29 protein-coding genes are annotated in these 23,203 nt (G+C 62.6%); 13 read left to right on the top strand and 16 right to left on the bottom strand.

The annotated features are described in order from the left end of the window. Positions 1-27 precede the first annotated feature (27 nt). The 4 genes from ABIB57_RS07225 to ABIB57_RS07210 all read right to left on the bottom strand — a co-directional run bounded on the left by ABIB57_RS07225 (position 28) and on the right by ABIB57_RS07210 (position 3,472). Positions 28-516, bottom strand: coding sequence for a GNAT family N-acetyltransferase (locus ABIB57_RS07225; RefSeq protein ID WP_354039707.1), 489 nt, complete (start codon positions 514-516; stop codon positions 28-30). Next, a complete protein-coding gene (locus tag ABIB57_RS07220) occupies positions 494-1,849 on the bottom strand; it encodes a TCR/Tet family MFS transporter (protein ID WP_354039533.1) in 1,356 nt (451 codons plus the stop codon). Before ABIB57_RS07220 ends, ABIB57_RS07225 begins: the two co-directional genes overlap by 23 nt. A 156-nt stretch (positions 1,850-2,005) precedes the next feature. Next, positions 2,006-3,214 carry an FAD-dependent monooxygenase gene (locus ABIB57_RS07215; RefSeq protein ID WP_354039531.1) on the bottom strand — a complete coding sequence of 403 codons (1,209 nt, stop codon included), beginning with the start codon at positions 3,212-3,214 and terminating at the stop codon, positions 2,006-2,008. Between the two features lie 12 nt (positions 3,215-3,226). Further along, complete coding sequence (locus ABIB57_RS07210; protein WP_354039529.1) at positions 3,227-3,472, bottom strand: zinc-finger domain-containing protein; 246 nt, start codon at positions 3,470-3,472, stop codon at positions 3,227-3,229. A 303-nt stretch (positions 3,473-3,775) separates the two neighbouring features. On the opposite strand from ABIB57_RS07210, the gene ABIB57_RS07205 reads away from it, so the two are divergent. From ABIB57_RS07205 to ABIB57_RS07195, 3 genes are all read left to right on the top strand, one after another. Then, positions 3,776-4,540, top strand: a complete 765-nt coding sequence (locus ABIB57_RS07205; protein ID WP_354039527.1) for an alpha/beta fold hydrolase — start codon at positions 3,776-3,778, stop codon at positions 4,538-4,540. Between the two features lie 85 nt (positions 4,541-4,625). Then, positions 4,626-5,501: a serine O-acetyltransferase gene (gene cysE, locus ABIB57_RS07200; RefSeq protein ID WP_354039526.1), complete on the top strand. Its 876-nt coding sequence runs from the start codon at positions 4,626-4,628 to the stop codon at positions 5,499-5,501. Between the two features lie 43 nt (positions 5,502-5,544). Then, positions 5,545-5,760 (top strand): DUF3126 family protein, encoded by a 216-nt coding sequence (locus ABIB57_RS07195; protein WP_354039524.1) that lies wholly within the window; start codon positions 5,545-5,547, stop codon positions 5,758-5,760. A 54-nt stretch (positions 5,761-5,814) separates the two neighbouring features. Here ABIB57_RS07195 and ABIB57_RS07190 read toward each other — a convergent pair whose 3' ends face one another. Continuing rightward, positions 5,815-6,468 (bottom strand): hypothetical protein, encoded by a 654-nt coding sequence (locus ABIB57_RS07190; RefSeq protein WP_354039523.1) that lies wholly within the window; start codon positions 6,466-6,468, stop codon positions 5,815-5,817. A gap of 115 nt (positions 6,469-6,583) precedes the next feature. On the opposite strand from ABIB57_RS07190, the gene ABIB57_RS07185 reads away from it, so the two are divergent. After that, the gene (locus ABIB57_RS07185) at positions 6,584-6,904 is read left to right on the top strand and encodes a DUF6949 family protein (RefSeq protein WP_354039522.1); all 321 of its coding nucleotides are present in this window, start codon (positions 6,584-6,586) and stop codon (positions 6,902-6,904) included. Positions 6,905-6,908: 4 nt separating this feature from the next. On the opposite strand, the gene ABIB57_RS07180 is transcribed toward ABIB57_RS07185, so the two are convergent. The 6 genes from ABIB57_RS07180 to ABIB57_RS07155 form a co-directional block, all read right to left on the bottom strand. Next, positions 6,909-7,325: a GFA family protein gene (locus tag ABIB57_RS07180; RefSeq protein ID WP_354039520.1), complete on the bottom strand. Its 417-nt coding sequence runs from the start codon at positions 7,323-7,325 to the stop codon at positions 6,909-6,911. A 10-nt stretch (positions 7,326-7,335) separates the two neighbouring features. After that, positions 7,336-7,800 (bottom strand): SRPBCC family protein, encoded by a 465-nt coding sequence (locus ABIB57_RS07175; protein ID WP_354039519.1) that lies wholly within the window; start codon positions 7,798-7,800, stop codon positions 7,336-7,338. Beyond that, positions 7,797-8,126, bottom strand: a complete 330-nt coding sequence (locus ABIB57_RS07170) for an ArsR/SmtB family transcription factor (protein ID WP_354039517.1) — start codon at positions 8,124-8,126, stop codon at positions 7,797-7,799. Before ABIB57_RS07170 ends, ABIB57_RS07175 begins: the two co-directional genes overlap by 4 nt. 137 nt (positions 8,127-8,263) lie before the next feature. After that, positions 8,264-8,890 (bottom strand): transglutaminase-like cysteine peptidase, encoded by a 627-nt coding sequence (locus ABIB57_RS07165; RefSeq protein ID WP_354039516.1) that lies wholly within the window; start codon positions 8,888-8,890, stop codon positions 8,264-8,266. Positions 8,891-9,061: 171 nt separating this feature from the next. Beyond that, positions 9,062-9,694 (bottom strand): PilZ domain-containing protein, encoded by a 633-nt coding sequence (locus ABIB57_RS07160; protein WP_354039515.1) that lies wholly within the window; start codon positions 9,692-9,694, stop codon positions 9,062-9,064. Between the two features lie 130 nt (positions 9,695-9,824). After that, entirely contained in the window at positions 9,825-10,469 is a 645-nt protein-coding gene (locus tag ABIB57_RS07155) for a PAS domain-containing protein (protein ID WP_354039513.1), read from the bottom strand. Positions 10,470-10,647: 178 nt separating this feature from the next. Between ABIB57_RS07155 and ABIB57_RS07150 the strand changes: the two genes are divergently transcribed. Further along, complete coding sequence (locus tag ABIB57_RS07150) at positions 10,648-11,391, top strand: rhomboid family intramembrane serine protease (RefSeq protein WP_354039512.1); 744 nt, start codon at positions 10,648-10,650, stop codon at positions 11,389-11,391. 80 nt (positions 11,392-11,471) lie between these two features. Here ABIB57_RS07150 and hisI read toward each other — a convergent pair whose 3' ends face one another. The 3 genes from hisI to folE all read right to left on the bottom strand — a co-directional run bounded on the left by hisI (position 11,472) and on the right by folE (position 13,503). Further along, positions 11,472-11,918, bottom strand: coding sequence for a phosphoribosyl-AMP cyclohydrolase (hisI, locus tag ABIB57_RS07145; RefSeq protein WP_354039510.1), 447 nt, complete (start codon positions 11,916-11,918; stop codon positions 11,472-11,474). Between the two features lie 37 nt (positions 11,919-11,955). Continuing rightward, positions 11,956-12,789, bottom strand: coding sequence for a GyrI-like domain-containing protein (locus ABIB57_RS07140; protein WP_354039508.1), 834 nt, complete (start codon positions 12,787-12,789; stop codon positions 11,956-11,958). A gap of 93 nt (positions 12,790-12,882) precedes the next feature. Further along, positions 12,883-13,503, bottom strand: a complete 621-nt coding sequence (gene folE / locus ABIB57_RS07135; RefSeq protein WP_354039506.1) for a GTP cyclohydrolase I FolE — start codon at positions 13,501-13,503, stop codon at positions 12,883-12,885. A 151-nt stretch (positions 13,504-13,654) separates the two neighbouring features. Between folE and ABIB57_RS07130 the strand changes: the two genes are divergently transcribed. The 7 genes from ABIB57_RS07130 to ABIB57_RS07100 all read left to right on the top strand — a co-directional run bounded on the left by ABIB57_RS07130 (position 13,655) and on the right by ABIB57_RS07100 (position 19,662). Beyond that, on the top strand, positions 13,655-14,107 hold the full coding sequence (locus ABIB57_RS07130; RefSeq protein WP_354039706.1) for an iron-sulfur cluster assembly scaffold protein: 453 nt from the start codon (positions 13,655-13,657) through the stop codon (positions 14,105-14,107). Beyond that, positions 14,107-14,418 carry a membrane protein insertion efficiency factor YidD gene (gene yidD, locus ABIB57_RS07125; protein WP_502914353.1) on the top strand — a complete coding sequence of 104 codons (312 nt, stop codon included), beginning with the start codon at positions 14,107-14,109 and terminating at the stop codon, positions 14,416-14,418. The genes ABIB57_RS07130 and yidD overlap by 1 nt, the downstream gene beginning before the upstream one ends. A gap of 72 nt (positions 14,419-14,490) precedes the next feature. Then, positions 14,491-16,464, top strand: coding sequence for a threonine--tRNA ligase (thrS, locus tag ABIB57_RS07120; protein ID WP_354039504.1), 1,974 nt, complete (start codon positions 14,491-14,493; stop codon positions 16,462-16,464). Further along, complete coding sequence (locus ABIB57_RS07115; RefSeq protein WP_354039502.1) at positions 16,464-16,694, top strand: hypothetical protein; 231 nt, start codon at positions 16,464-16,466, stop codon at positions 16,692-16,694. The genes thrS and ABIB57_RS07115 overlap by 1 nt, the downstream gene beginning before the upstream one ends. 123 nt (positions 16,695-16,817) lie before the next feature. Continuing rightward, positions 16,818-17,249: an alternative ribosome rescue aminoacyl-tRNA hydrolase ArfB gene (arfB, locus tag ABIB57_RS07110; RefSeq protein WP_354039500.1), complete on the top strand. Its 432-nt coding sequence runs from the start codon at positions 16,818-16,820 to the stop codon at positions 17,247-17,249. Next, positions 17,249-18,670 (top strand): phosphohexomutase domain-containing protein, encoded by a 1,422-nt coding sequence (locus ABIB57_RS07105; protein ID WP_354039499.1) that lies wholly within the window; start codon positions 17,249-17,251, stop codon positions 18,668-18,670. The genes arfB and ABIB57_RS07105 overlap by 1 nt, the downstream gene beginning before the upstream one ends. Continuing rightward, positions 18,667-19,662: an NAD-dependent epimerase/dehydratase family protein gene (locus ABIB57_RS07100; RefSeq protein ID WP_354039497.1), complete on the top strand. Its 996-nt coding sequence runs from the start codon at positions 18,667-18,669 to the stop codon at positions 19,660-19,662. The genes ABIB57_RS07105 and ABIB57_RS07100 overlap by 4 nt, the downstream gene beginning before the upstream one ends. A 36-nt stretch (positions 19,663-19,698) precedes the next feature. Here ABIB57_RS07100 and ABIB57_RS07095 read toward each other — a convergent pair whose 3' ends face one another. Further along, positions 19,699-21,501, bottom strand: a complete 1,803-nt coding sequence (locus ABIB57_RS07095) for an aq_1923 C-terminal domain (protein WP_354039495.1) — start codon at positions 21,499-21,501, stop codon at positions 19,699-19,701. Positions 21,502-21,798: 297 nt separating this feature from the next. Here ABIB57_RS07095 and ABIB57_RS07090 point away from each other — a divergent pair, with 297 nt between their 5' ends. After that, positions 21,799-22,074 (top strand): LCCL domain-containing protein, encoded by a 276-nt coding sequence (locus ABIB57_RS07090; RefSeq protein ID WP_354039493.1) that lies wholly within the window; start codon positions 21,799-21,801, stop codon positions 22,072-22,074. Between the two features lie 12 nt (positions 22,075-22,086). Here the strand turns inward: ABIB57_RS07090 and ABIB57_RS07085 are convergent, their stop codons facing one another. Continuing rightward, entirely contained in the window at positions 22,087-23,055 is a 969-nt protein-coding gene (locus ABIB57_RS07085; RefSeq protein ID WP_354039491.1) for an RgsD C-terminal domain-containing protein, read from the bottom strand. Positions 23,056-23,203: the final 148 nt, after the last annotated feature.

Here is a 23,203-nt window from a genome sequence, read left to right as displayed (position 1 = left end):
AGCTCAATGCCAAGCCTCGTGGCTGGATCAGCCGGTGAGCGTCTTGAACATCACATAGCTGTCCACATACCCGTGGACGGGGTGATTAAACGCGGCGGGCAATGTGCCGACGATGTCGAAGCCCAGTTTCTGCCAGAGCGCCACGGCGCGGGCATTGGTGGAGACGACGTGGTTGAACTGTATCGCGCGAAAGCCGCGGTCGGCAGCGCGCGCTAGCGAATGTTCGCACATGGCGCGGGCAATGCCTTTGCCCTGGGCGGCCGGGGCGGTCATGTAGCCGCAATTGGCGACGTGCGCGCCGCCGCCACCCTGGTTGGCCATGAGATAATAAGTGCCCAGGATCATACCCTCGCCTTCGGCGAGGAAGACTTCGTGGGTGGGTGCGAACCAGTAGGCGAGCGTCTGCGCGTCGGTGAGGTCGTTTGCAATCGCATAGGTTTCGCCGGCGCGGAGGACCGGAGCCACGATGGCGAGGATAGCGGCGCGATCGGCCTCAGCGGCGGGGCGGATTTGAATTGTGGTCATCGGGGATGCCGTCGCCGTTTTCATCGGGAAAGGGGATGTCGATCTGGCCGGGCGGGCTCATGTCGGGGCGCATTGGCTTGTTGGCGATGCTGGGGCGATGCGCCAGATCGAACTTGAAGGCCGCGACGACGAAAATCACCAGGGCCAGCACCACCGAGGCGGCGGCCGCAACGAAGGGGGCGCCGGGGAAATAGCCGGGCGATTCTTCGGCATAGGTGAAGTAGGAGAAAATCTGGGTCGCGGCGAGGGGGCCGATAATGGTGGCTAGCGAATTGGCGGCGTTGACGGCGCCCTGTAGCTCGCCCTGGCTGTTATCGGGCACCTGACGGGACAGCACGCCATTGATGGCGGGGGCGGCAAGGCCGCTGACGGCGCCGATCATAATGAACAGGTAGAGGTAATAGACCTCGCTGGTAAAGGCGACGCCGGCAAAGGCGGCGATGGCGGCCAGCAGCCCGAGGATGACGACCGGGGTTTCGCCCAGCCGCTTGACGAACGGGCCGACGAGGAAGGCCTGGCAGATGGCGAAGCCGACGCCGAAGGCGCCGAGCGAGCGGCCGATATTGGAGGAGGTGAAATGGAACACCTCGACGGTGAAGTAGCTGAATACCGAGGGCAACGCCTGGGCGGCCAGCGAGAAGGCGAACAGCACGCCCAGCAACCAGAGCACGATGGGGTATTTGCGCAGGGCGATGACGGCGCCGAAGGGATTGGCGCGGCGAATATCGAACTTGCGGCGATTGGCCTTGGGCAGGCTTTCGGGCAGCACGAAGAGGCCGAACAGCAGATTGGCGAAGGCGAGGCCGGCGGCGGCGAAGAACGGCGCGCGGGGGCCGAGTTCGCCCAATTCGCCGCCGATGACCGGGCCGATGATGAAGCCGAGCCCGAAGGCGGCACCGATCAGCCCGAACCGATGGGTGCGCTTATGGGGCGGGGTGATATCGGCCATGTAGGCGGTTGCGGTGGCGACAGCGGCGCCGGCAATGCCGGCAACGATGCGGCTGATAAACAGATACCAGACGACAGGCGTGATGCTCATCATCAGGTAGTCGAAGGTCAGTCCGGCCAGCGACATCAGCAGCACGGGCCGGCGGCCATAGCGGTCCGACAGATTGCCGAGGACCGGGGAAAACACGAACTGCATGAACGCATAGGCGAACACGAGATAGCCGCCGATGACTGCAGCCTGGGCCACGCCGCCGCCGGTCAACTGTTCCAGCAATTCTGGCAGGACCGGCACGATGATGCCGACGCCGACCATATCGAGCAGAATGGTGATCAGGATACAGGCGAGGGTCAGTCGTGAGCGTGTGGCGGCTTGCATAGAGTGGTCGCTACCCTTTCAATCTGTCGCGCAGTTGACACAGCCCGACCTGCCAAAGCAAGGCCGCAGGGTAGTTTGTGCGTTGGGCGACTTGCTTTTGAGGGGCGGATTTCGGCTGACAATCAAGGGCTTGTGACGCGGAGGCGAGAGATTGATTCAGGTCGAAGTGGGGAATTTGTCGCGCATTGCGGTGGCGACGTCATAGCCGTAGAGCCAGTCGAGCCGCTTGAGGTGAGCACGTCCGCCCTGTGCCGCGATGACCAGGTTGCGCGCTGTGCTGAGCGGCCATTTCATGTGGAAAATCGCGCCATTGGTGTGTGATAGCTTGGCGACGCGCGCGACGCGGGGGCGGCGCAGGGCGTCGAATTTGGCGAAAGCGGCTTGCGCATCGGGGCCGGCGATCAGCAGTGGGGCGAGAACTGCGGCATCTTCGATGCCCATGGCGGCACCCTGCGCCTGGAAGGGCTCCATGGCGTGGGCGGCGTCGCCGATGAGGCCGATATTGCCGCGGTGCCAGTGGGGCGTCTGCACGGTGTAGAGCGGCCACGGCGTCCAGGACGTGCCGGCCGCGGCCAGAATCACGTCGAGGCGCGGGCTGCGGCGCAGAGATTTGGGCAGCGCCAGCTTTGCGTCGTCGGAGCGCGACGTCGGGCCTTTGGCAAAGAGCGCGATATTGACTTGGCGGCGATGGGGCAGCGGGTAGCAGACCATGTGGTAGGCGGGTGCGAAGAATACCGAAACCCGATCGAGCGCGACCTGGCCGGCCATGGCATCGAAGGGCAGCAGCGTGCGCCAGGCGGCGCGGCCGCGATAGTCAGCGACGGGACCATCCAGCAGGGTGGTGCGGGTGGTGGAATGAACGCCATCCGCGCCGATCAGCGCATCGGCGCGGCCAGTGCGGGACTGGCCGTTGGCGTCCTCGATGGTGAGGGTGATGCCGCGATCGCTGGGGACTGCGCTCCAGGCGGGGACGCCGAACAGCATGTCGATATTGGCGAAGCGGCGGCAGGCCTTGTAGAGCGCATCGGCGAGATCGGCGCGGTGCATGACGGCGTAGGGCGCGCCGAACTTTTCGCGGATGGTGGCGCCGAGTTCCAGGGTGACGAGCGGAGCGGGGCGGCGGTAGGGGTAGATATCGATGCCGGAGGGCTCAAGGCTATGGGCGGCAAGTGCCGCGTCGAGGCCGAGGTCGTTCAGCACATGGCGGGCATTGGGGCTGATCTGCAGGCCGGCGCCGAATTCGGACAGTACCAGGCTGCGTTCGAGCACCACCACATGGGTGCCGAACTTGGCGAGCGCCAAGGCGAGGGTGAGGCCGGAAATTCCGGCGCCCACGATGTAATAGATGCGGCCCTTACCGGGCATGGCGAAAACCCGTCAGGCGGCGTCGGCCTGGAAGACGGCGGATAGCGGATTGGCGGTGCCGGCGGCGAGGCGGGAATTGAACACGAAATGGGTCGAGCAATAGGGGCAGACTGCTTCGCTGTCCTTGCCCATATCGATGTAGATATGGGGGTGATCGAACGGGGGCAGGGCGCCGACGCACTGGAATTCCTTTGAGCCCACCTCGATCTGGCGAAGGCCCTCGGTATTGTGGAAATGGGGCGTTGTGCCGTGAGCCATGGTGCAGACCTGCGCAGGTGGTGATTTGGGGCGGACCATATCCAAGTGGGGCGGGATTTGGAAGGGCTTGGGGCGGTGAGCATCGTGGAGGTCGCTTGATTGCGCCCCACCCACGCTCCTGCCTGCGGACTTGATCGGCGGGTCGCTATGCACTCATGCCGGATGGCGAGAGGCCCGCGGGTCAAGCCCGCGGGAAGAGTAGAATAGGGAAGGGCTGCGCGACGGATGAGGGCGAGAGTGGGGTTACGCGACGACGTTGGACGTTCTAAAAGCCGGCTTTAGCATCTGAACGAGGTTATTGCCTTGCCAACATTCCAGTCCGATGGCCTGACCCTGGCCTATGAAGTGTTCGGCGAGGGGCAACCTATCCTGTGCATTCATGGCTTTGCCTCCAGCGGCAAAGTGAACTGGATCGACACGGGATGGGTAGAGACGCTGACGGGGGCCGGTTACCAGGCGATCCTGATCGACAATCGTGGGCATGGGGCGTCGGACAAGCCTTATGATCCAGAACGCTATTATCCGCAGGATATGGCCCGGGATGCGGTGCGGTTGCTGGATCACCTGGGGATCGAGCGGGCGGCGCTGCTGGGTTATTCGATGGGTGCGCGGATTGCGGCGTTTGCGGCGTTTCAGGATGAGGAGCGGGTGGCCTGCGCAATATTCGGCGGCATGGGGATCAACCTGATCAACGGGCTGAGCGATGGCAATGACATTATTGCGGGGCTGCGGGCACCGACGCTGGCGGAACTGAGTCATCCGACCGCGCGGCAGTTCCGGATTTTCGCGGACCATACGAAGGCCGATCGGGAGGCGCTCGCCGCTTGCATGGAGACATCGCGCGAGCCGATGGCGCGTGCCGACGTGCGACGAATCGCGGTGCCGGTGCTGGTTGCGGTGGGCGAGGCCGATACGATGGCGGGGCCGCCGGAGGCGCTGGCGGAGCTTTTGCCGCAGGGCGAGTCCTTCGTCATTCCCAAGCGCGATCACATGCGCGGCACCGGCGATCCCAAGTTCAAGGCGGCGGCGCTGGAGTTTTTGAGCAGGAATTTCGCCGCGGTGAGATGAACGTGAACCAAACGGATCGTTGGGGCTTTGTTTTGGAGCATGGGATAGCTTATATCGACGGACTTGAATGTGGGAGTGACGTGCCATGAGCGCGAGCGCCAAGAAATCCAGCAGCGTCCAGTCGATCGATCCGGTCTGGGATGCGGTGCGGGCAGGAGCGCGGCAGATCATCGTCACGGAGCCGTCGCTGGCCAATCTGGTGATCTCGGCAGTCCTCAATCACGAAACCTTCGAGCAGGCTTTGGCGCATCGCATCGCGGCGCGGCTGGATCATGAGGATGTGTCCGCCGATATCATCCGGCAGACCTTTGCCGAAGTGATTGCCGATACACCCAAGATCGGCACCGATGCGCGGGTCGACCTGGCGGCGACGCTGGAGCGCGATCCCGCTTGCCACCGCGCGGTCGAGCCGCTGCTGTATTTCAAGGGCTATCAGGCGATCCAGACGCACCGGTTCGCCCATGCGCTGTTCCTGGCCGGACGACGCGATTTTGCCCTCTACCTGCAGAGCCGGGCGAGCCAGGTGTTCCAGGTGGATATCAACCCGGCAGTGCGGATCGGCAAGGGCATCATGCTCGATCATGGCACGGGGCTGGTGATCGGCGAGACCGCAGTCGTGGGCGATAATGTGTCGCTGCTGCAGGGCATTACGCTGGGCGGTACCGGCAAGGCCGACCAGGACCGGCATCCCAAGATCGGCAATGGCGTGCTAATCGGGGCAGGCGCCAAGGTGCTGGGCAATATCAAGGTGGGCGATTGCTCGCGCATCGGCGCGGGCTCGGTGGTGCTCAAGGAAGTGCCGCCACGCACGACCGTCGCCGGGGTTCCGGCCAAGGTGATCGGTGAAGCGGGCTGCGCGCAACCGGCACTGGTCATGGACCAGATGATCCTGGTGCACGACCTCGAAACTGCGCCTTCCACCGCTAATTCGGACAGCCCGGGGGTTGCCCCAAGCGCTTGAGGCCCTACATTGCGGCCTCAGCCAACAAACAGGACGCGTGACAGTGAATCAGCCCGAGATCCTCAAGCTGCAGAAGTTTTTGCAGGTGAAGTTCAACAACAAGAACATCGACGTGCGGCCGCGCCACAAGCTCAACGATTCGGTGGAAGTGTTCATCGGCGATGAATCGGTCGGCCTGATCCACCTCGACGACGAGGATGGCGACAAGTCCTACATCTTCAACATGTCGATCCTCGATATCGACCTGGAAGATATCTGAAGCTCAGGTCTCGCCAAGAGCCCTCGCGTCAAGCGAGGGTACGAGCCGGGGTGACTACCAAGCCCCGATCTGACCCAGCCATTTTTGCATTTCGGAATCGAACTGGCGCCAGGATTGCAGGGCGCTGGCGTCGAAAGCGTAGACCGCCGCGATCCCGCTGGGCAGGAAGACGGTGCGCAGACATTGCACCGGTTCGGTCTCCCGGACAGGCGCCAGGCATTTGGCCACGAATGGGTTGGCCGACAGCGCATCGTACCAGACGCTTTCGCCGGTGAAGCCATCGCCATCGTGCAATGGCTTGCCGACGAGGCCCGGGACGCCGCTGAGGGTGGCATCGTCAAATTGATGCAGATAGACGCCGTCGAGCAGCGTGGCGCTCGGGCGGACGCGGCTGCGTGGAAGCAGCGTGACGTCCACCGGGATGGCGGTTTGACCCAACAGGACGTGCAGGTCGATCTGGTTGACGAAACCGCCGCGCAATTGCTCGCCGTAACGGAACCAGGACGAGGGGATGGTCAGTTCCTTGCCGGCGACGGCGATGGCGATGGTGGATTTGTCCGCAAGGTTCGGCGGCGCGGTGCGGTTGTTCTTGCCCAGGATATCGACCACGTAGGCGGCGCCGACGGCCAGCAACAGCACCAGAACGGCAATGCCGGCAAGGTTGAAGCCGAGCGAGCTGGGCTGCGGTGCGGCCGCATGAGTGCGCATGACCAGAATTAACCAGTTCTGCCGAGGAGAGGTGACAGGGCATAGAGCCCGCAATATGATTAATGAAGGGTTAACAGGTGTCCGATCTCGGCGATCGGGCGGCGGGGAATAGAGCATGACCAAGGAATTGCTGCTGGCAGCGTTCATCATCGCCGTGGGATTGTGCGTGGCGGGGGCAGGGACGCACTTCTACCAGTGGCGGCTGCGCCAGCAGGCCATGCTGCGCTATGACGGGGCGACCGTCTTCGCCTCGATGGGAAACCTGGTGATGAGCTTTTTCTGCGGGCCCTACATCATGTTGCAAATGGGCTGGAGCCAGGAGGGTGGGGCATCGGTCAATATGGGCTCGGCGCTGCTGTCCGCGTTGGTCGCCTTTGGCTGGGCTTTTTTGACCGGCCTGTTGATCGTGGGCCTCTACGTGGCCGTTCGCAGCTAGGTTTTCACATCGGCGGCATTTTTTCGAATTTCGGTACGGTCGGATCCAGTTGGTCCCAGACATGGCCACGCATGGTGTAGGTCACCATTTGCGGCTGGTATCGGGTTGGATCGTCCAGACTGGCGGCGTGGATGGTGAAAAGGTCAGGCATGGCCGAAAAGGTCAGATAGACGGGCGAGCCGCAGGCGGGGCAGAAACCGCGCGTCTTGACGTTACCGCTGTCGCCGATCATGTCCCAATGCGTCGCTTCGCCCTCAAGGGCCACCGCCTGCCGGCTGGGGAAGGTCAGGTAAGATCCGTGTCCGGTGCCGCTGGTGCTCTGGCAGTCGCTGCACTGGCAATCGTTCATCGCAATCGGCTCGGCCGAGATTTCGTAGCGGATCGCGCCGCAGGCGCATCCGCCGGTATAGGGCTGGCTCATTTGCTGGTCCTCAGGCCTGCTCGTCGATGATGGCGATGAGGCGGGGCAGGATTTTCGTCCAGCCCTCGCTCATGTTCTTGAACGCGACGTCGTTCACCGGCATGACGAAGCCGGAATGGACGAGGCGAAGACGAGCGCCATTCTCGACCTTGGAGAGAATGAACGTCACCACGGTGTCGAGCCGCGAGCCGTAGCCCGCATTGCTCTCATGGCCGCCCCTCCAGGCGTAGACGAAGCGTTCGTTGGGGATCACCTCCAGCACCTGGCATTGAATGACCCCGTCCCATGTACCGGCCGGCGTGGTCTGATAGGTGAAATGCGTGCCCGGAACGGGCGCGAACCCTGTCGGCGCTATCAGCCAGCGCGCTATCAACGCGCCACTGGTCAGCGCATTCCAGATGGTCTCGGGCGCGTGGGGGAAGACTTCGTCGACAACGATGTCCTGTGTGGCGGGTTTCAACGCGGCGTCGGTCATGGATCGATTTCCTTGAGAAGGGTGCGCAGATTGGCGAAGCGTTCGCGCCAGAACACGCCGTAATGGCTCATCCAATCGACGAGGGGTGCGAGGCCTTCGGGCTCGGCGCGGTAATAGACGTTGCGGCCCTCGGGGCGTTCGACGACCAGGCCGGCTTGCTTGAGAGCCTTGAGGTGTTGGGAAACGGCGCCCTGTGTCACGCTGCTACCGCGCGTCAGTTCGACGACGGTTATTTCGTTGGCGCTGACGATCTGCTCGAACACGGCCCGCCGTGTGGGATCGGCAAGGGCGCGCATGACGGCGTTGATGGGGGCGGCTTGGGTCATGAAAAAGCAATAGCGAGTACTAATTGATTAGTCAAGGCTAATGGTTTTCCAAAAACAATGAGGCCAGTCTCGCTTTCACGAAACTGGCCTCATTCATCAGACCCCTATCAGGGATAGGCTTTTGGCGGGGTCCGGAATTAGTTGGCGGCGGCCACGATGACCGGGCGGTCGTCGATCATGTCGACCCATTTGCCGGCGTCGGCCTGGGACTGGCGCTTGATGTAGTGGTAGGGGGTTTCGTTCCAGACGCGCACTTGGCCTTCCTGGTTGTCGAGCACGAGATCGCCGCGATCGGTGCGCACCATCAGCACGGCATGGCCATCGCCATTGCGCTCGCGAACCACGGCCATCAGCAGGGTGCTGGCGGGCCAGCCGGCGTTGATCAGATCGCGGCGCTTTTCCAGCGCGATGTCTTCGCAATCGCCGTAGCCGTTGGGATAGGTCCAGAATTCGGAGACGTTGTAAAGCTCCTGATCGGTCACGGGCACCACGGTCTGGTTGACAGTGGCGTTGACGGTGAGCAGCTGGCTCCAGCTCGCTTCGTCCAGATTGACGGCAGGGACGACGACGGCATTGGGACGGCACTCATCGCGGTGGGTCTTGCAGAACTCGGCAGCGCCGACCGGAATGGAGGTTGTGACATCGAGTGTCTGGATGAAAGCGACGTTGGAGGTGTCGAAGGCGTGGGCCGGCGCGACGATCGCTGCCAGAGCCAGAACTGCGCCAATCAACGCCGCCGGCAGTCCCTTTTGATTGAATGACATTGTTGATCTCCCTGATGGAGACCAACCTATGGGGGCCGGATTTCGCCGGTCCGAAAACTGCAATGCAGTTTTGATTCAAGTTTTATCGAACGGGTTCAGGCCGGATTAACTATGCAGATCAGGCGCTTGGGTTGAAGGCTGCAGTTTTGGATTCCGGCAGGAACCGGCGTCTTAGTTCATGCGCAGGTTCTGCTGCACCACGGTCAGCATTTCCTGGGCGGAGGCGAATTCGACGGCGACGCCGTTCTGGAAATGGCGGACCACGCGGGCGCGCATGCGGCCCAGGGTGACCGGCGTGCCCATGGCCGGGCGCACATCGAGTTCGATGGCGGCGCCGGAGAGCGAGATATCGATGATCTTGCAGTTGTAGCGACGGCCATCGTCGAGCACGACGGTGGAATGGCGGTTGTCGGGCACGACGCGTTCGTGGCGACGATCCTCAGGCAGGTTGAGGACGTCCTTATTGGCCAGCCAGGTGAGCTGGGCGGCCATCTTGTCGCGCTTGCGCGGGGAGGCGGCCACTTCCATGAGGAAGCCACCCTCGACCTGCTCGATGATAGTGCCTTCAATGCGGCCAATATGATCGATATAGGCGATGACCCGTTCGCCGACGACGCCTGAGACCGGAGCGATGACCATGGCTTCGCCGGGCGACATTTCCAGCACCTGGCAGGGGAATTCACGGCGATCGGCCAGCATGTAGCGGCCGAGCACGGAAACCTTCACGCGCTGGAAGCGCACTTTTTCGGCGCGCGTCCGCAACGGGGCGATGTACTGCGGAGATGGAATATCGTCGCTGAGCATGCGCCTGACCGATAAAAAGCTGTGACTCTATGATCACGCTATCGGGTTTTGGTTAACGCATGGTTGTGTCTGCCGGCGAGGAAGCGCCGCAAATGCGGTTCAAATTGGCGGCGGCCGGGCAGCAATTTGCTTACTGACGGCCACCATCGATGACTGCGAGGTGGGCATAGCGGCGGGCCGTGCGGCCGAAGACCACGGCGGGCATGGCGACGGGGGACGTGTAACCAATGTCGCTGTTGACCGTGGTGGCCACGTCGCTGGCAACATCCTGCATCGCCACGTCGTCGGGCCAGATCAGGCGCAGGCCGGTAATGCGCTGTTCCATTATCGGCTGCACACCGAGCCAGTAGGGTTCATCCACGGCGGTCATGGCGCCGAGCATGCGGGTATGGGTAGAGCCATTGTGGCGCAGCGGCATCAGGATGGTCTCAAAGCTGGCCTTGGTATTGATGGCGGTGGTGCCTTGGAAGGTCACGAGGGCGACGGCATGATCCTCGGTCACGGCGCGCATCAGGGTATCGAGCGCATCCTTGTCGCGGTCATGCCAAAGGCCGGAGAAGGAGCGGCCCTTGAGTTCGCGCGAATAGGCAGTGCAGAGGTGAGAGCCGGCGAGGCGGAACGAGAATTTTTCGTCTTCATCCAGCTCGAGGATGAAGGTATTGGCCAGGGCTTCGCGAATGCGGGTCGGGTCGATATCCTTGCGGTCGGGCGCGCTGCGGGCGCCACGGATGCCGTTCCAATATTCGTAGAGCGTCTTGGTGCTCGTCTTTTGCATTCGTCATGACCCAAATGGACTCGCGCTCGACCCCAAAGGGAACGCTTCCGCCATGGGATGACATTGGCAAAAGGGCGGGGCAAAAGCGCCATTAAAGAATACTTAAGGTTAACGCAGGTGTCCCAATGTGGAAAAGAAGAGGCAGAGCGGCGCGGCGCCTGCGAGTCGGAGCGAAGTGATGAGTGAACAAGGACCACATGCGCCGGGCTCGGAAAATGTCAGGGCGGGCGGGCGCGAGCCGGTTTTCCTGCTGCCGGGCGTGATCACCGCGATGATTGGCGTCATGGTTGCCATTCAGGCGGCGTCAACCTTTGTTCTTAACCAGGATGGGTATGGGCAACTGATTTTCTGGTTCGCATTTTTGCCGCTGCGAATCCTGGCGGCGCAGGAGAATCTGTCGCTGGCGCTGCCGCTGATCTGGACGCCGTTTACCCACGCGCTGATGCATGGCGGCTGGGACCATCTGCTGATCAATATGGCATGGCTGGCGATTTTCGGGACGCCGATTGCGCGGCGCTACGGGACGGTGGCGACGCTGGTTCTGTTCTTCGTGGCCTCGGCGGCGGGCGCGGCACTGTTCGCGGCCACAACGTTGTGGAGCGGGGCTTATCTCGTGGGCGCTTCAGGCGGGATTGCTGGGCTGACCGGCGCTGCGGTGCGATTCATTTTCCAGCCGGTGCTGGTGATGCAAAATCCCGAGACAGGGGAGCGCGTGCCGGTGGGGCGGCGGCTAGCGAGTTTCGCCGATCTGGCCAAGGACACGCGGGCGCGCATGTTCATCCTGATCTGGGTGGTGCTGAACGCCGCGGTGCCGCTGCTGCCGATTTTCACCGGTGCCAATGTGCAGGTGGCGTGGCAGGCGCATTTGGGCGGGTTTTTCGCGGGGATACTTCTTGTGGGGTTGTTTGAGCGAAGGGAATGAGGCCGCCGCTTGCGCAGTGAAGGCCCCCTCACCCGACCCGAGAGGGTCGACCTCTCCCCCAGAGGGAGAGGTGAAGAGGGTTAGTATACGTCCTTGGGATCGAACAGTTTTGGCAGGCCGGTGTCTTCCAGCGACGCGGTCCCGTGTTTCGTCACCACGCGGCGGTAGAAGCAGGATTTGCGGCCGGTGTGGCAGGCGGCGCCGCGGCCGGTCTGTTCGACCAGCAGGACGATAGCGTCCTGGTCGCAATCGACGCGGACTTCGATCACGCGCTGCAGTTCGCCCGAGCTTTCGCCCTTTTTCCAGATTTTGCCGCGCGAGCGGGACCAGTAGTGTGCGAAGCCGGTCTCCAGCGTCAGCGCGAGTGCCTCGGCATTCATGTGGGCGAGCATCAGCAACTCGTTGCTGCCTGCCTCCATGGTGACGGCGGTGACGAGGCCGTTGGCGTCGAAGGCGGGCGCGAGAGTGGCGCCTTCTTCGAGTTCGGCATGGCTGAGGGTTTTGGCATCGGCAAAAGTGAGGGGCATGGCGCGGTTTTAAACCGCGCCATGAGATTGCGCCAGATCAGGCCTTGAGCCCGAACCAGATTTCGATGTCGCCGGCGCCGCTGGCCGTATCGAAGGCGGGGCCGTAGTATTCAAGAAACGCGAATGGGGCATCGCTCAGTTCCCGTCCGGCATCGGCGAGCCATTCAGAGGCAGCGCCAATGGTCGAACGGATGGTCGTGACGTCGCCCTGATGGACGAAACGCGCCCAGTTCAGCGCTGGAATGGTGATGCGCTTGAGTTCGGGCTGAACATCGGCGCCTTCGCGCACCTCGACGGCGACGATATAGTCGAAATTGCCGCCTTCCATGCCGCCAACTATTCCATAGGCGGCGTCGGTGACGGCCCCCTCGATATTGCCGATATAGGCCTGAAATTGTTGCCATTGGGCCGGAATACCGGCCGGATTATTCATCGGATGACGCTGGGCGATGCCGGCAAAATGCATACGCGAGCTGGTTACGAAACGAGGCGGCGCGATATCGATCGTTGCGGTGGTATCCATGCGTTGAGGCTCCACGAGTTGGATGGCTTCCAGATTACGCCCGCGGCGAAGTACGTCCGGCGTGATGCCGAACTGATCGCCGAAAGCGCGGGTGAATGCCTCGTGCGAGCCGTAGCCGGCATCGAGCGCTACCGACAGGATATCGGGGGCGCCATCCGCCAGTGTGCGTGCTGCTTCGGTGAGCCGTCTGGCCCGCATATACCCGGAGATCGAATAGCCGGTGGCCAGGGGAAAGGCGCGCGACAGGTAGGATTTCGACCGGCCGGTGACTTCCACCAGATCATCCAGCGATACCGGCTCGGTGAGCCGGCTTTCGAGGACCCAGAGCATTTTGGCGACGTCGGACATGGGCAGAACTCGCTTGAGACGCCGATTCTATGCCACGGCGCCGGCCTGCGCATTTGATCGCGCATGCACGGCGAGTCTAACGCGGGATTGGTCTCAGCGCTTGATCATGGCGAAGAAGCGATCCTGCTCGACGCGGTCTTCGGCAAAGACGCCGGTGAAGCGGTGGGTGATGGTTGCGACACCATGGGCGCGGACGCCGCGCATCGTCATGCACATGTGCTCGGCCTCGAGCATCACGGCGACGCCGCGGGGGCCCAGATGCTCGTTCAGCGCGTCGATAATCTGCGCGGTGAGGTTTTCCTGAGTTTGCAGGCGGCGGGCGAACACCTCCACGAGCCGCGCGAGCTTGGACAACCCGACGACGCCATCATGGGGCAGATAGGCGATGTGGGCCTTGCCGACGAAGGGCACCATGTGGTGCTCGCAATGGGAATGGAACGGGATATCGCGCATGAGCACGATATCGTCATAGCCGCCGACTTCCTTGAAGATGCGGCTGAGGATTTCCTTGGGGTCCTGGTCGTAGCCAGAAAATAGTTCGCCATAGGAGCGGGCGACGCGGGCAGGGGTTTCCAGCAGGCCCTCGCGGGTCGGGTCGTCGCCGGCCCAGGCAATCAGCGTGCGCACGGCGGCTTCTGCCTCGGCCTGGCTGGGACGAAGGCGCACGGGGAAGGCGGTCGGCTCGGTGTCGAGGGGTGTTACACGGGCGTCCATAAGTCGGTTCCTTGGCTACGGCACAACTTAGATGCGCTGACGTGGATTGGATTCCCGTGGGCAAGGATAATTCTTTGCCATGGCAGCCCACGCGGGACACCCTATATAAGTGGGCGGACCCAAGCCGACAAGAAACAGATTTGTGCGTTTTATGGACCTCAGCGATCTCTATTCCGAAAAAATCCTCGATCTGGCAGCAAACGCCGTGCAGCCGGCGCGGTTGACTGCGCCCGACGCGTCGGCTCGCAAGGTGAGCCGGGTTTGCGGCTCGGTGATCGAGGTCGACCTGGCGGTGCGCAACGGCATCATCGTCGCTTATGGGCACGAAATTTCGGCTTGCGCGCTAGGGCAGACCTCGGCGGCGGTGGTGGCGCGGGAGATTGTCGGCACTTCGGTCGACGAGGTGCGTGCGCTACGGGCGCAGATGCATGCCATGCTCAAGGAGAATGGAGCGCCGCCGACGGGCAAGTGGAGCGACCTCAAATATCTCGAGCCGGTGCGGGAGTATCGTCCGCGACATACCTCGACGCTGCTGGTGTTCGACGCGATGGTTGAGGCGCTGGATAAAATCCAGGCGGTAGAATCGGTTAGAGCGGCGGGTTGATGGACAGAGTCATCGACCTGATGTGGCGGGTGATCGATTGGCCGTTCAAGCTGGTCGCGGTCACGCTGATCCAGATTTATCGCTATACGCTGTCGGCTTTCGTGGGGCGGACCTGCCGGCATGCGCCGACCTGCTCGGAATTTACCCGCGACGCCATCTGGCAGCATGGGTTCTGGCCGGGAGGCTGGATGGGCTTGGCGCGGGTCGTGCGATGCCGGCCAGGCGGGACGCATGGTTATGATCCGGTGCCGGTGTTCGTGCCCCAGCGGGCGCATTGGTTTGCGCCATGGACCTATGGAAGCTGGAAATAAAATCCAGTCGTGCTAGACAAGCCGCCTTGCAGCGAAGGTCGCTGCATCAATCCAATTTCTGGAGATTTGAAAATGACGATCAAGGTGACGTTCCCCGACGGTGCAGCTCGCGACTATGCGCGTGGCACCACCGGGACCACCATCGTCGAAGGCATCTCCAAGAGCCTGGCGAAAAAGACGGTCGCGATGCGCTGGAACGGCGTGTTAAGCGATCTGTCCGACGCGCTGGACGCCGACGGCAAAATCGAATTCGTGACGCGCGATAGCGGGTCGGCGGACGTGCTGGAACTGATCCGGCACGACACGGCGCACGTGCTCGCCGAAGCAGTGCAGGAGCTGTGGCCGACGACGCAGGTGACGATCGGGCCGGTGATCGAGAACGGCTTCTACTACGATTTCAAGCGGGACGAGCCGTTCAGCGAGGACGATTTTCCGGTCATCGAGAAGAAGATGGCCGAGATTATCGATCGCGGTGCAGCCTTCACCAAGGAAATCTGGAGCCGCGATCAGGCCAAGGCGTTCTTCAATACGCGCGGCGAGAACTTCAAGGTCGAGCTGGTCGATGCCATTCCGGCCGACCAGTCGCTCAAGATGTACAAGCAGGGCCAGTGGATCGACCTGTGCCGTGGCCCGCATATGCGCACGGTCAAGGACATCGGCACGGCGTTCAAGCTGACCAAGGTGGCCGGCGCCTATTGGCGTGGCGACAGCAATAATCCGGTGTTGAGCCGGATTTATGGGACGGCCTTTGCCACCAGGGAAGAGCTGGACGCTTATCTGCATATGATGGCGGAAGCCGAGAAGCGCGATCACCGCAAGATCGGGCAGGAGATGGACTTGTACCATTTCCAGCCGGAAGCGCAGGGATCGGTGTTCTGGCATCCCAAGGGTTATGTGCTCTACAACCAGATGGAGACCTATATCCGTCGCCGCTTGAACTCGTCGGGTTATGTCGAGGTCAAGACGCCGCAATTGATGTCGTCCAAGTTCTGGGAAGCCTCCGGTCACTGGGGCAAGTATCGCGAAAACATGTTCGTGGTGCCTGATGAGGTGCCCGGCACGGAAGATGAGGGCCCGGTGTTGAGCGGCAAGAGCGACCTCATGGCGCTCAAGCCGATGAACTGCCCGGCCCACATCCAGATCTTCAACCAGGGCATCAAGAGCTATCGCGATCTGCCGCTGCGGATGGCGGAATTTGGCTGTTGCCACCGCAACGAGGCGCATGGCGCGCTGCATGGGCTGATGCGCGTGCGGCAGATGACGCAGGACGACGCGCATATTTTCTGTCGGGAAGACCAGATCCAGAGTGAAACCGAGCATTTCGTGCATCTGCTCTATTCGGTCTATGCCCATATGGGCTTTTCGGACGTGGTGATTAAGCTCGCCACGCGTCCGGAGAAGTTCGGCGGCACCGTGGAGCGTTGGGATGCGGCCGAGAAGGCGTTGGGCGATGCCCTGCGCGCGACCGGCTACGATTTTGAGATCGCCGAGGGCGAAGGCGCGTTCTATGCGCCCAAGCTGGAATTCCACCTTAAGGACGCCATCGGGCGCTCGTGGCAGGTGGGGACGTTGCAGCTCGACTATGTGCTGCCGGAGCGGCTGGACGCCACCTATGTGGCCGAGGACGGTTCGCGCAAGTATGCGGTGATGCTGCATCGGGCGATCCTCGGATCGCTGGAGCGGTTCATCGGCATGATGATCGAGTCCTACGCGGGCAAGATGCCGATGTGGCTGGCGCCGGTGCAGGTCGTGGTCGCGACCATCGTTTCGGAAGCGGACGAAACCGCCGAGAAGCTGGTGCGCCAGTTGAAGGCGGCGGGCATTCGGGCGGAACTGGACGTGCGCAACGAGAAGATCAACTACAAGGTGCGCGAGCACTCGGTGGGCAAGGTGCCGTTGATGTTCGTGGTCGGCAAGCGCGAGGCCGAGGAGGGTACCGTTTCGGTGCGCCGTCTCGGCACCGAAGGGCAGAAGGTGATGCCGTTCATGGATGCGCTGGTCGAATTGATGGCGGACGCAACCCCGCCGGACCTCAAGGCGGCCTGATGCCACAGCGTCCGTCCAATCGCGAAATCAAGGCGCTGACCCATTTGGGTGAGGAAAACGCGCTTGGGCCGGACGACTTCAAGGATATCGGCGAGAAGGTTTTCGCCGGTATGCTCAAAAAAGGCTGGGTGGTTCCTGCGGAGGGACTGCCCGGCAAGTTCCGGGCGACGATCAAGGGGCTGACTATTCACGAGGGTGAGATCATCTTCGCCGGTCGGTACCGAAACTAAGGACCCCCACCTAACCTCCCCCTGGTAGGGGAGAGACTGTTTGGTGGTCGGACGAGATGTTGCCAAGAACTAGATCTTCCTCCTCCTATCAGGGGGGAGGTTAGGTGGGGGTATCCTCTTAGAATGCCTGATCCGATAGAAATCACCCCCCGGATCAGCATCGACTCCAGCGAGTTGGAGGAGACGTTCGTGCGCAGTGCCGGGCCGGGCGGGCAGAACGTCAATAAGGTGTCGAGCGCGGTGCAACTGCGGTTCGACCTGATGAATTCTCCCAATATTCCCGAGCCGATGAAGCGGCGCGTGGCGGTGCTGGCGGGGCGCAAGCTCACCAAGCAGGGCGTGCTGGTGATTACCGCCAATTCGCATCGCGACCAGCCGATGAACCGCGCCGATGCGCAGGAGCGGCTGGTGGCGTTGCTCAGGGAAGGCGCGGTAGCGCCGAAATTCCGAGTGGCGACGCGGCCAACGCTGGCCTCGAAAAAGCGGCGGCTGGAGGGTAAGTCCATCCGCTCGGTGACCAAGACGATGCGGCGCGACATTCCGGATGGCGATTGATGGATAGTCTGAAATTCGGCACCAGCGGGTTGCGTGGCCTTGCGGTTGAGCTGCAAGGGCAGGCGGCGCGGCGTTATACGGCGGCGTTCCTGCGGCATCTTGATGGGCTTGGCGCCATTGTCAGCGACGTTGTGTATCTGGCGCGCGATTTCAGGACATCGAGCGCGGCGATCACGGCGGATTGTGCGGCGGCGATCGAGGCGCATGGGTTGCGGGCGGTGGATTGTGGAGCACTGCCGACTCCGGCGCTGGCCTTGCACGCCATGGCGGCGCGAAGCCCCTCGATCATGATTACGGGGAGCCATATTCCGGCGGATCGGAACGGGCTCAAGTTTTACACGCCGAGCGGCGAGATCAGCAAAGCCGACGAGGCGGGGATACTGGCGGCGCTGCGGGACGAGGCGATTGCCGACGCTACGGCGCTGGTCGGTCACGAGCATGTGGCGGCAGTCGAGCGCTATGTCATGCGGTTTGCCGATCTGGTGCCGGAAGGCACGCTGCGGGATTGGCGGATCGGGGTGTTCGAGCACTCGAGCGTGGCGCGCGATATTGTTGGCGCCATTCTGCATCGGGCGGGGGCGGAGGTCGTGCCGCTGGGGCGGGTCGATGGCTTTGTGGCGGTGGATACCGAGGCGTTCGGGGATGCGGTTTTTGCGCCGCTCAAGGGCTGGATAGGCTCGGAACGGCTGGATGCGATTGTGTCGGCGGATGGCGATGGCGACCGGCCGCTGCTGATGGATGGGCAAGGCGCCTTTGTGCGCGGCGATGTGCTGGGGCTGCTGGCCGCGCGTTTTCTGGGCGCCGATGCGGTGGTGACGCCGGTTACCTCCAACAGCGCTATCGAGAAGACGGGCTTTTTCCCTAAGGTGATCCGCACGCGGGTGGGCTCGCCTTATGTGGTGGCGGGCATTGAAGAGGCGGTCGCGGATGGCGCTGTTGTGGTTGTCGGGTTCGAGGCGAATGGCGGCACCTTGCTGGGCACGTCCGTCGCCGTGGGCGGCGTCGAGATTTCGGCACTGCCAACCCGCGACGCGGTGCTGCCGCTGTTGAGCGCGCTGGGTCTGGCGGCGCGGCAACGCGTGACGTTGGCGGAACTGGTGGAGAGCTTGCCGTTGCAATATGCGGCGAGTGACCGGATCGAGCATGTGCCGGGAGAGCAAAGCGCGGCGCTGTTGAGGCGGTTGGCGGCGGATGCGGACTACGCCGCGGCGTTTTTTGCGCCGGATCACCAGATTGACCGCCTGTCGCAGATCGATGGGCTGCAGTTCTGGACGCGGGCTGGGGAGATGGTGCATTTCCGGGCGTCGGGGAATGCACCGGAGCTGCGCTGCTACGTCGAGAGCGGATCGGAAGCGGGCGCGCGGGCCTTGTTGCAATGGGGGCTGGCGGCGGCGGCTGGTGCGCTGAAAGAGGCGTCGTGAAGATATTCGTGACGGGCAGTGCCGGCTTTATCGGGTTTCATCTGACGCGGCGGTTGCTGGCCGATGGCCACAGTGTCACCGGCTATGACGGGATGACGCCGTTTTATGATGATGGGCTCAAGGCCGGGCGGATGGCGCTGCTATCGGCGCAGGCGGGCTTTTCGGGCGTGCAGGGCATGCTCGAGGACGCGGCGGGGCTGACCGAGGCGTTGCGCGCCAGTGGAGCCGAGGTCGTGGTTCATCTGGCCGCGCAGGCGGGGGTTCGCTACAGCATCGAGGCGCCGCAGACCTATATCAGCTCCAATCTGGTAGGGACCGCGAACCTGCTAGAGGCGGTACGGGCACATCGGCCGCGCCATCTGGTGTTCGCGTCGACCAGTTCGATCTATGGCGGAAATCTCGCGATGCCGTTCGCCGAGACCGACCGCGCCGACAATCCGGTTTCGCTCTATGCCGCCACCAAAAAGGGCGGCGAGGCCATGGTGCATGCTTATGCGCATCTGTGGGGCATCCCGGCGACCAGCATGCGGTTTTTTACCGTCTATGGACCTTGGGGCCGCCCGGATATGGCGGCGCTGAAATTCGTGCGGGCGATCGAGGCGGGCGAGGCCATCGAGGTTTATGGCGAAGGCCGGATGCGGCGCGATTTCACCTATATCGATGATTTGATCGAGGCCATCGTGCGGATCATTGGCCGACCACCGGTTGCGGGCGAGGGGCTGGAGGGCGATACGCTGTCGCCGGTGGCACCGAGCCGGATCGTCAATCTGGGTGGTGGGAAGCCGCGCGAGTTGATGGACTTCATTGCGGCAATCGAGACGGCGCTGGGCAAGAAGGCCAGGCTCAGATTCCTGCCGATGCAGCAGGGCGACGTGCTGGAAACCTATTCGGACGTGTCGCTGTTGCGGCAGTTGATTGGCACGGTGCCACGGACCTCTATCGAGGATGGGGTGGCTAAACTCGTTGCCTGGTATCGGCAGTTTTACGGTTAGCAAGTGGCCCCGCCGGAGCGGGGCCGCTGTGTTCGATTACTTCGACGTTGCGGTGATATTGGTCTTGCCGATCAGGACTGTGGGGTCTTGTTCGGCGGCCATGAAATCGGCGAGGCCGAGGCCTGCTGGGTCCTTGGCGGTCATTTCAATGGTCAGGTCCTTGGCATCGCCGGTGATGAAAGCGCTGACGGCCTTGCCGACCTTCTGGCCCTCGGCGGCGCCGGCGAGCATGCCCAAAATAGTGCCTTCGGCTAGGCCCGCATAGATCGGACGCATGCTGGCGGCATCGGAGCCCTGTTCGGTAGAAACACGCTTCAGGATTATGTCGGAGAGGCCGGCATCGACCACGTTGACCTTGAGGTTATTGATGACGACGCCCATGGCGGCGGCGAGCGAAGTGTCTGGATCGATAGCGAACAGGGCCTCGGTGGCATTGCCAATGGTGCCGGCAAGCTTGACGGTGGCGAGGTCGGCGCCACTGATCGAGACATCCTCGATGTTGATGGCGTTGGCTGCTTCGTCCCAGGCGGCCTTGACGGCAAAGCCAAGGTTGACCGAGGTGATGCCCAGATCGATCAATTGCTGGAACTGATCGTCGCCGGAATCCTTGGGCACATCGATCACGATGCTGTCGCCGGTGGTCGAGACATTGGTCGGGATGCCGTTGCGATAGTCGCTCAGCGACAGATCGAAGGCGCCGATATCGGCCTTGACGCGCTCATCGGTGGCGTCGGGATTGGGAATATCCATCTTGAAGCCGTCGAACGAGAACCCGGCAAAGGACGGGATCAGCGAGCGGGCATTCGCATCGAGCCAGGCCTGGTCGATGGCTTCGGGCGCGGCCTCGACGGCAGCGATCGGGCCGCTGAGGTCCATTGCCTTGAAGGCCATATTGGCGATGCTCATCTCACCGTCGCCTTCGACGGCGATACGGAAATCCTGCATGGCGATCGCGGGATAGGTGCCGGGGGCCATGCCGTCCATGGTCATGCCGCCAATGGCGAAGTCCAGCGGCGTGCCATCCTCGTCGGTGCCCTTGCAATCGAAGCCGCCAAAAGTGACCGGGGAAGATTCAAAGGCGGTGAAGATATCGGCATACATGTGCAGCGCCTTGCCGATGGTCTGCGGCGATGGGGTCTCGCCTTCGGCTTCGATCGACTGGGACATCGCCATCAAGTCAGCAAAGGAGAATTTCAGCGGGCGGCCCTTGAACTCGGCCGTTTCGACCGCGCCGACATGGCAAGCCACGTCCTTGACGTTCATGGTGCCGCCTGCGGCCTTGAAATCGCTGTAGAGGGTGGTGAGTTCGGTCTGCCCGGCGTTATCGACCAGGCCATAGACGGCGAGCATGCCGCCGATATCGAAATTGGTGGCCGAGATGGCGCCGAAGCTGCCCGACACGTCTTCATCGGCGCTTAGCTCGGCTCCGCCCAGAGACACGCTTGCGGCGACGCCATCCTGGACATTGTCGAGCACCACGTTCTTGAAGCTGACTTTCCCGGACTTGGCCGTGCCATCCACGGTGGACGTGAAGCTGACGGTAATATCGGGAATGGTAATGCTGGTGGCGGTGAGGCCGGCCAGCGCATCGGCGTTGTCGATCACATCGCCGCTGAAAATGGCCCGCAGCGTGGTGTCATCGACATTGGAGTCCACGGCGTCGAGGTCAGCGATTTCGACCGAGAATTCTGGAGGCGTCGAGACAGCCGGCGTGCTTTGCTCGACCGGCGTCTTGATCTTTTCCTTGGCGATTGCGGTTCCGGCGGGCAGGGCCACGGTCAGCAGGCAGGCAGCAGCAAAAGCTGCCAGTTTGGGGCGGGACAGGATATCAAAGGTCACGGCTAACTCTCCGGGCTTGTTCGGTGCGCAATTTGTGCCATCGCGCCGTCGCCATCAATAGGCAAAGAGCGTCGTCGCGCATAGGGTTGGTCAAATGTTAAGGCGCCGCCGCTGGCCGAGCGCAAATGCTTGTCAGTGGTGTGGCGGTGAGCACTATAACCGGTAGCCGACGAGACGGCCGGGGCTTGATAATTTTGGCGACCAAAGTTCAGCACACCATAGTGACCGGCGCATTTATGGCGTTGCTTGGCGTCATTTCTGCATCGGCCCTGACTGTATCGCGGGCAGAACGGGACCTTGCTGGAATTCGAAGTCACGGGATCAACAGCAGAGACCGTCTGGGGCGACGGCATTTATACCGACGATTCCTCGGTAGCCGCCGCAGCCGTGCATGCGGGCGCAGTGCAACCGGGGCAAACCGGCCTCGTTGTCATCGAGGTCATGCCGGGACAGGCCAGCTATAGCGGCTCGCAGGCCAATGGCGTGGCCTCGCGCGACTCTGGTCCATGGGACGGCAGTTTCAAATTCGTGCTGAACGTCGATGCCAAGGTTCAGAGCAAGCTGAGCAACTAGGGCGCAACGGACCTAGTGCGCGGTCGTCAGCACTTCGATTTCCTGGCTGGAGCCGGCTTTGACTTCGAAGTCCCGGTTGAAGACGGTTTCGCCCTGCTTGGCCAGTACGCGGTATTCGCCTTCGGCCAGCACGGTTGCCGGGAAGGCGCCGAGATCGGTGAAGACCGTGGTGCCGTCTGCAGTCTTGACGGTCCATTCGACGTCGGCAATGGCCTCGCCGCCGACCTCGGAGGCCAGTTTAAACGAGATCTGGCTGGCCTTCTGATAGAGTGTCGCGTCGGTGAGCTGACCGGGCTCGACCCGTAGATCGGCCCGCACCACGGCGTTTACGTCACCGAAATGGGAGACGATGTGATAGGTGCCGGCATTGAGGGTGACGATCTCATTGGGTCGCAGGCCTTCGGCAACTGTGGTGCGAGTGGCTTCGTCGCCTGCGGTGAGGATGTCGAATTTCAGCAGGTTGGCGGGGATGGCGATATCGCCGGTGATCGCCGAATTGAGCCGCAGGGCGCCGGCGCCGATGACGAAGCTCTTTTCGTTGGCGCCTTCGGTGACCGTCAGCGTATCGCTGGCCTGGGCGCGGCCATAGGCGACATGAACTACATATTCGCCGGGCGGCAATTCCACCGAGGCGATGGCTTCGTCGGATTTGGCCACCAAGGCCAGTTCGCCATTGGCATCGGGCGTGGTGCCAAAAATGCGCCAGACCAGCCCTTCTGGAATGGTGGTGCCATCCTCGGTAATGCGGGCCTTGAGCGAGACGGGTTGCGGCACCGTGGTCAGGGCGCTGATGGCCTCAGTGGCGGGCGTCCGCGCAGCGGGGGGCGTCACTGGCGGTGTCGCGTCGCGATTGGGGCGCGGGCGAGGCATGGGGGGCATTTCGGTGGCAGCGTCCTGCGCGAATGCCGGCGGGGCGAAAGCCGCAGGCGCCAAGGGCGCCAGCAAGAGCAGCAAAAGGGCAAAGACTAGTCCCGAACGCATATGTTTTCCCGGCCCCGGTAGGTACGCCCAAAATTGGCGTCGTGTGTGGAGAGTCGCGACGCAATAGGCGGCGATTGGGGAAAAGCTGTGTCATAGACGCTGCCACTTTGGAACAGCCCTGTGCGCCAGCGCAGACGATTTTATGTGA

Source organism: Devosia sp. UYZn731, assembly GCF_040546795.1.
Lineage (GTDB): Bacteria > Pseudomonadota > Alphaproteobacteria > Rhizobiales > Devosiaceae > Devosia.
This window is presented reverse-complemented; position numbering and strand designations above follow the sequence as displayed.